At 63.2% G+C, this 5834-nt stretch carries 6 protein-coding genes; 3 read left to right on the top strand and 3 right to left on the bottom strand.

What is annotated here, in order from left to right; all coding sequences use genetic code 11:
• Positions 1-157 precede the first annotated feature (157 nt).
• Entirely contained in the window at positions 158-1129 is a 972-nt protein-coding gene (locus tag ACMLHG_RS06315) for a hypothetical protein (RefSeq protein ID WP_417169939.1), read from the top strand.
• Positions 1126-2247, top strand: a complete 1122-nt coding sequence (locus tag ACMLHG_RS06320) for a DUF1232 domain-containing protein (RefSeq protein ID WP_417169940.1) — start codon at positions 1126-1128, stop codon at positions 2245-2247. The genes ACMLHG_RS06315 and ACMLHG_RS06320 overlap by 4 nt, the downstream gene beginning before the upstream one ends.
• 3 nt (positions 2248-2250) lie before the next feature.
• Here ACMLHG_RS06320 and ACMLHG_RS06325 read toward each other — a convergent pair whose 3' ends face one another.
• On the bottom strand, positions 2251-2826 hold the full coding sequence (locus ACMLHG_RS06325; RefSeq protein ID WP_417169941.1) for a hypothetical protein: 576 nt from the start codon (positions 2824-2826) through the stop codon (positions 2251-2253).
• Between the two features lie 136 nt (positions 2827-2962).
• On the opposite strand from ACMLHG_RS06325, the gene mtaB reads away from it, so the two are divergent.
• A complete protein-coding gene (gene mtaB / locus ACMLHG_RS06330; RefSeq protein ID WP_417169942.1) occupies positions 2963-4291 on the top strand; it encodes a tRNA (N(6)-L-threonylcarbamoyladenosine(37)-C(2))-methylthiotransferase MtaB in 1329 nt (442 codons plus the stop codon).
• Between the two features lie 8 nt (positions 4292-4299).
• On the opposite strand, the gene ACMLHG_RS06335 is transcribed toward mtaB, so the two are convergent.
• Together ACMLHG_RS06335 and ACMLHG_RS06340 are read right to left on the bottom strand one after the other, a co-directional pair.
• Positions 4300-5091: an AraC family transcriptional regulator gene (locus tag ACMLHG_RS06335; RefSeq protein ID WP_294433015.1), complete on the bottom strand. Its 792-nt coding sequence runs from the start codon at positions 5089-5091 to the stop codon at positions 4300-4302.
• A gap of 294 nt (positions 5092-5385) precedes the next feature.
• Positions 5386-5676 (bottom strand): helix-turn-helix domain-containing protein, encoded by a 291-nt coding sequence (locus ACMLHG_RS06340; protein ID WP_417169943.1) that lies wholly within the window; start codon positions 5674-5676, stop codon positions 5386-5388.
• Between the last annotated feature and the right edge of the window lie 158 nt (positions 5677-5834).

Raw genomic sequence — 5834 nt, forward strand, 5'->3', positions numbered from 1 at the left:
TCAAAAAATGTTTGAGTCACTTCCGACACCGGAGGAGCGGCCGGCACAAAGCTGCCGATGCAACGGTAACACGTTTCCGGACAAAAAAAAGGAAAGGCGGCACCCCGCGTCTTGAAAAGCGCTCCCATCTCCTGTAAGTTATAGAGGAGACAAGACAATGAGCGAAGAGTTGATTCCGGAATTCCAGCGGAAGGGAGCTCCGCACTCCGGCATGCCGATGACGCCGGAGGAGCGCGAGGCGGCGATCCGCGAACTGCTGCCCGCCGAACTCCGGCAGGCGGCCGAGACGGAACTGGCCGCGCGGCGGCCGCTCACCGCCGGAACAATCCTGCTCTTCTGCTTCTTTCTGGCCCTCACCGCCGCCGCCATGCTTCTGACCTTTCCGCGCGAACGGTTCAGCCGAAAGCTCACGACGCCGGAATTCGCCGGCGAAGAGAGGGTCGACGACGGATACCGCGAACGGCTCGAAGCCGCCATCGCCGCCCGCGACGCCGGGGAGTTCCGCAAGTACGCCGCCCTGCTGCTCCAGCCGGGGCGCGAAATCCTCGCCTCGCGCTCGCCGGAAAAGGCGCGCGCCAACGAACGGCTGCTCGAACTCTATTTCAACTACTACCGCGGCAATCCCCGGAAACTGCTCGCGGAAACCGGAAAACTGCTCGCCTTCGATCCGGACTCCCTGCTCGGACGCACCGCCCGTGCCGGCGCCTTTCTGCCGAGAACGGAGTTCGCCGCTCTGCTCGTCACGCCGAAGGAGGAGCTGAAGGAGCGTTCCGCACAGGCGGCGGCGCTGGTTCAGCCGCTCGCCGATCTTACCGGACTCCGGCCCGCCATGCGCAACCGGGTCACCCGGCTGCTCGCCCTCGCGCTCGCCGGAGAGTGGATCGCCGCCGGCTGCAAGGATGATCCCGGGGAACCCGGCTTCGACGAACGGGAACGCGCCCTCGCGCTCTGCCGCCGGTATCCGGCGGACCGCGAACTGGTCCGGCTCCGGCACGACATTCTCCAGCACATCTGGAGCTTCCCGTGGTTCTGGCGCACGCAGGTGGTCGAGGGGAGACGCATCACCGCCGGGGAGCTGAAACGGGAGTTCTCCGAGTTGCAGACGTTGCTTGAGCGAGGTGAACCATGAGCATCCTTCACCGATTTCTCCGCGCCGCCGTACCGGAACGGTTCCGCCCGCACGCCGGGGTGAGAAGTTTCACCGATCCGAATTTCTTTCTGGTGATTTTATTGCAGTTCGCCTCGTGCGTGTGCTTCATCCGCGACCCGTGGTTCGGCCGGTTCTTCTTCACGTTCGAAACCAATCTGCTGATCGCCCTTCTGGCTCTGGTGATCGTCGCCTCGTTCGCCTGGGAGGAGTCCCGGCTCGGTTCGCCGCGCGGCGCCAATCTGCTGCTTCACTTCACGCTTCTGGTTCCCTTTACGATGTTCCTCACCCGGCTCTTCGGAGCGTCGCCCGCCCGCGCTTTCGACAGTTCACTCTTCGGCCTCCTCCGGGAACGGGTGGCGGAGCTGGGCGGCTTCCTCGGCATCAACCAGCAGGTGCCGGAATTTCTCAAAGATCTCTTCGTTTCGCCGCTCCTGCCGCTGACGGTGCTGGCGGTGCTCGCCGGATGCTGTTTCCGGCGGCCCGCACTGCGCTTCGGATTTCTGTTCCTCGTTCTGGCCGCCGGATTTCTCGCCGCCCTGAAAGCGCCGGAGGGGAGCGCGCTCTATTGTTTTGCGGCCACGGCGGCACTCGGCGCGGCGTTGCTGCTCCAGAGCAATCCCGCGGCAAACGCCATCGCCTGCGGCCGGATTCTCCGCGAACTTGAACGCGAAACGGATCGCGCCGCCTACCGGGCCAAACTGCGCATCGCCACGGAAACCCTCCGGAGGAAAGAACTCGACGCCGACACCGCGGTGCGGCTGACCCGGGACGAGTATCCTGATGTGTCCGCAATGGAACTCCGGGCGATCACCGCCCAACTGACCGGCGACCTGGTCACGCTTCACCGCCTGCTCGAACTGCGCGGCGACCGCGGCGGAACCATCCTCACCACCTGCCCCGAACTCGGTACGGAAAATCTCCTGCTGCGGGGAGTGGCGGAAGTTCCCCGGCTGCTGTTCGCACTGTGCTTCGCCCTGCTCTGGATCATCTCGCCGGTGGATCTTATTCCGGACGCGATTCCCTTTGTCGGAACGCTCGACGACGCCGCCGTCGCCATTCTGGCGGCACTCTCCTTCCGGCGGCCGTTCCGGGGCTGAATCTCAGCAGAAGATGAAGACCAGCGCCAGCGCGAGAATCAGCGCGCCGGCCAGCAGAAAGAGACCGACCGGCAACGCCTCCAGAAAGAGGCGGCCGAACCCTTTTGCCTCCGGCTCCCCTCCCCCGGCTCTCCCGGTCGCCGCGCCGGTGTGAAGTCCGAATGCGGCGGAGCGGCCGGATGCCTGAAAGTACTCAATCCGGAGCCGTTCCAGCGCCTTCGCCTGGTCCGGCGCGGAAGAGAGGCGCGAAAACTCCTCGGCGACCCGGTTCAGCACCTCCTGAAACTTCTCCAGCTCCCGCACGCGCACGCTGAGCAGCTCCAGCTCCGCGGAGACTGCCGCCTGATCGCGCGCAATCCGCCCCTGCAGGTCGCGCCGCCCCCGCTCCAATTCATCGCTCCGGCCGACCGGCGTGCGGCTGGCAAGAGGGGTCGGCGGCGGCTGGATGGCCGGTGACGCCGCCCGGGGCGCGGGATCCAGCTGGGGATCCACCGCGGCCGCTTCGGTTGTTTTCGCATACTGTTTGAGCCGGTCGCGGATATCGACCAGATTGTCGCTGATGTAATCGCGTCGTGCCATGCCGTTTCCCGTCGGTTGATCGTTCCATTTCGTTATCATGCGGCTATTAATATAATGCGGAAGAGCTCCCGGTGCAAGAAAAAGCGCCGCACACGGGTTGAAAAATCCGATTCCGGTTCTATCTTATGCGGAGGAAATGGGAACTGTCATCTTGAAAAAAACCGCTTACATTCACACTCTCGGCTGCCGCCTGAATTCGGCGGACAGCGCCCTGCTGGTCTCCCGGCTCGCCGCCGGCGGCTACGAGACCGTCGACTCCGCCCGGAACGCTTCGCTCATCGTGATCAACAGCTGCACGGTCACCGCGGAAGCGGCGCGCAAAAGCCGCCAGGCGGTCCGGAAGTTCCGTCAGCAGGAGGAGAACGCGACCATCGTGGTCACCGGCTGCAGTGCCGAACTTGACCGGGCTGCCTTTCTCGCCGACGGCGCCGCCGACCTCGTCCTCACCAATCCGGAAAAACGGGAGATCGTGCCGTCGATCGAAGCCTTTCTGCGCGAAGGGAAGAAGCAAGGCGGTGTCTGCAAAAGTCTGGATCAGCCGGTCGAGCCGTTCACGGAACACGCCACCGCCGAATTCCCCTTCCGCAGCCGCGCCTTCCTGAAGATTCAGGAGGGATGCAACAACTTCTGCACCTACTGCATCGTCCCCTACGCCCGGGGGCCGGAGCGCTCCCGCAGTTTCGACGAGGTGCTCGCCGACTGCCGCCGCGCGATCGAAGCGGGATACCCCGAACTGGTGCTGACCGGCGTCAACACCTGCGCCTACTCCGATTCCGGCCGCGATCTCGGCGCGCTGGTTCACGCAGTCGCCGCGCTCGACGGGGAGTTCCGCATCCGGCTGAGTTCGACCGAACCGCATCCGGCCAACCGCTCTCTGCTCGACGTGATGGCTTCCGAACCGCGGGTCTGCCGTTTCCTCCACCTCGCGCTCCAGAGCGGATGCGACCGCACCCTGCGGGCAATGAACCGCCATTACAACTGCAGTGACTATGCGGAGTTCGTCGAAGAAGCGCGGAAACGGATCCCGGGGATTCACATCGGCAGCGATCTCATCGTCGGCTTCCCGGGCGAAACCGACGCGGATTTTGCCGAGAGCTTCGCCTTCGTCGAATCGATGCAGTTCGCCAACCTTCATGTCTTTACATACTCGCCCCGCAGCGGCACCCCGGCGGCCTCGCTCCCCGGACGCATTTCCGCCGCGGCCGCCAAAGAGCGGCACAACCGGATGCAGGCCGCGGCGGACCGTTCGAAACGCCGCTTTGCGGAATCCCAGCTCGGGCAGACGCTCCCGGTGATCTTCGAGACGGTGGACCGCAACGGATTCGCCCACGGCTGGAGCGACAACTATCTGGCGGTGCGCCTTCCGGCGGAGCTTGCCGGCAAGGGCGGAATCCGACAGGTTCCGGCCACGCGCGAGACGCTGACGCTTCTTGCGGGCGCCGAAAGGGAAGCGGTCGAAGAGTGACGGCACCCTCACTCGCTCCGATAAAATTCCCGGCGGTAGGCGCCGGGCGATACCCCGTAGCGCTGTTTGAAGAGGTGGGAGAAATAGTATTCGTCACCGATTCCGACCGCTTCGGCGACGGCGGCGAGCGTCTCACGGGAGGAGATCAGCATCCGGGCGGCCTGTTCCAGCCGGAGCCGGATCAGAAACTGCCGGGGCGATGAGCCGAAGTACTGCCGGAACAGCCGCCGGAAATGGGTCAGCCCGACGTGGAGCCGGGTGGCGGCTTCGGCGAAGTTCCACTCCTGCTCCGGATGGCGTCGCATCGCGTCGCCGAGTTCGTCGAGCAGCGGCAGCTGCCACGCCTGAAGCCGCCGGGCGGGCGCCTGCTCGTGGAGCTGGAGCAGAAGCCCCTCCAGGAGCCATCCGGCGCGCGCGTGCGATGCGGGCCCGGCATGAATCGCCTCGCTGGTCTCCTCCATCGCCTGCCGGAAGCGGTCGACGTGGGTGATCCGGATCGGTTCCGGCGCCATCGGCAGCAGGCCGTGCTCGATGTAGCGGCCGACGGCGGCGCCGTTGAAGCAGATCACCCGATAATGGTGCGGCCTCGCTCCGGCGAGTTCATATTCGAAGCGGCAGCCGGGATGGGTAATGAAGACCCAGGCGCCTTCGAGTTCGAGCATTTCTCCATCGCCGATGCGCAGCCGGAGCCGGCCGGAACGGTTGAACTGGATTCCGTAATAGATCGGCACATGACAGCGACGGTGAAAATCCGGCACCGGCGACGCCAGCGCGAAGAAGAGGTCGTCATAATAATCCATTCCGGCATTCCCTTTCAACAAAAACAAGCCTCTGTTCTGCTCATTTTATAATAGAATCCCGGATTCTGAAAATACAAATTTGCGCAAGAGGACTTAACGCGTTCCCCAGACATGGCAAAGCAGAAATCTCCACGCTTTTGTGATAAGCCGTCGTGGTATTTTCTGCCGCCGGGCGGATGACGCCAGATACAACATTTCAGCGACAAATTTCCCTGCATCTTTACCGGGGCAATCCACCGTCGATCTGGCTGTCGGCTCCATCGCCCGCAACCGGACACGGAAAAACAGCCGTATTCACTCCTTGGCACGCTGTGGGAACCGGGTAGCCAGCCACACCAGCAGTTCCGCAAGCTCTTCGTCTGTCAACCGGTCGATAATCCGTTGAATGCGCTTGCTCATCACTCGCGCCTCCCCCATGCGGGGCTCTTCCACCGTCAGCATTCCGGGAAACAATCGCTCCACCGTCTCCAGAGTCAAGTTGCTGAATTTAATTTTCCCGCTCACCAGTTTTGCAATCCGCCCCTGGTCGATCCCGACTCGCCGCGCCAGCTCGGTCTGAGAACCGGCAGCAGACAACTGCGCCATAAACCGGTCCTGCAACTCTCTATGCAATGATGAATAATTATTCGCCATTTTTCCTCCGTCCCTACCTGCCAGCATTTCATGTATAGATCGACGGATTATCTTTTCCGGTACTTTGATACAAAAACAACAGGAATACAAATTTTTCACTTGCAATTATT

Origin of the sequence: Victivallis sp. (assembly GCF_048170485.1) — a bacterium.
Classification (GTDB): domain Bacteria; phylum Verrucomicrobiota; class Lentisphaeria; order Victivallales; family Victivallaceae; genus Victivallis.

Excerpts from the sequence above, each read along its gene's own strand:
- ACMLHG_RS06340 (WP_417169943.1), bottom strand. The coding sequence starts at position 5,676 with ATGGCGCAGTTGTCTGCTGCCGGTTCTCAGACCGAGCTGGCGCGGCGA.
- ACMLHG_RS06325 (WP_417169941.1), bottom strand. The coding sequence starts at position 2,826 with ATGGCACGACGCGATTACATCAGCGACAATCTGGTCGATATCCGCGAC.
- ACMLHG_RS06320 (WP_417169940.1), top strand. The coding sequence starts at position 1,126 with ATGAGCATCCTTCACCGATTTCTCCGCGCCGCCGTACCGGAACGGTTC.
- mtaB (WP_417169942.1), top strand. The coding sequence starts at position 2,963 with ATGGGAACTGTCATCTTGAAAAAAACCGCTTACATTCACACTCTCGGC.
- ACMLHG_RS06315 (WP_417169939.1), top strand. The coding sequence starts at position 158 with ATGAGCGAAGAGTTGATTCCGGAATTCCAGCGGAAGGGAGCTCCGCAC.
- ACMLHG_RS06335 (WP_294433015.1), bottom strand. The coding sequence starts at position 5,091 with ATGGATTATTATGACGACCTCTTCTTCGCGCTGGCGTCGCCGGTGCCG.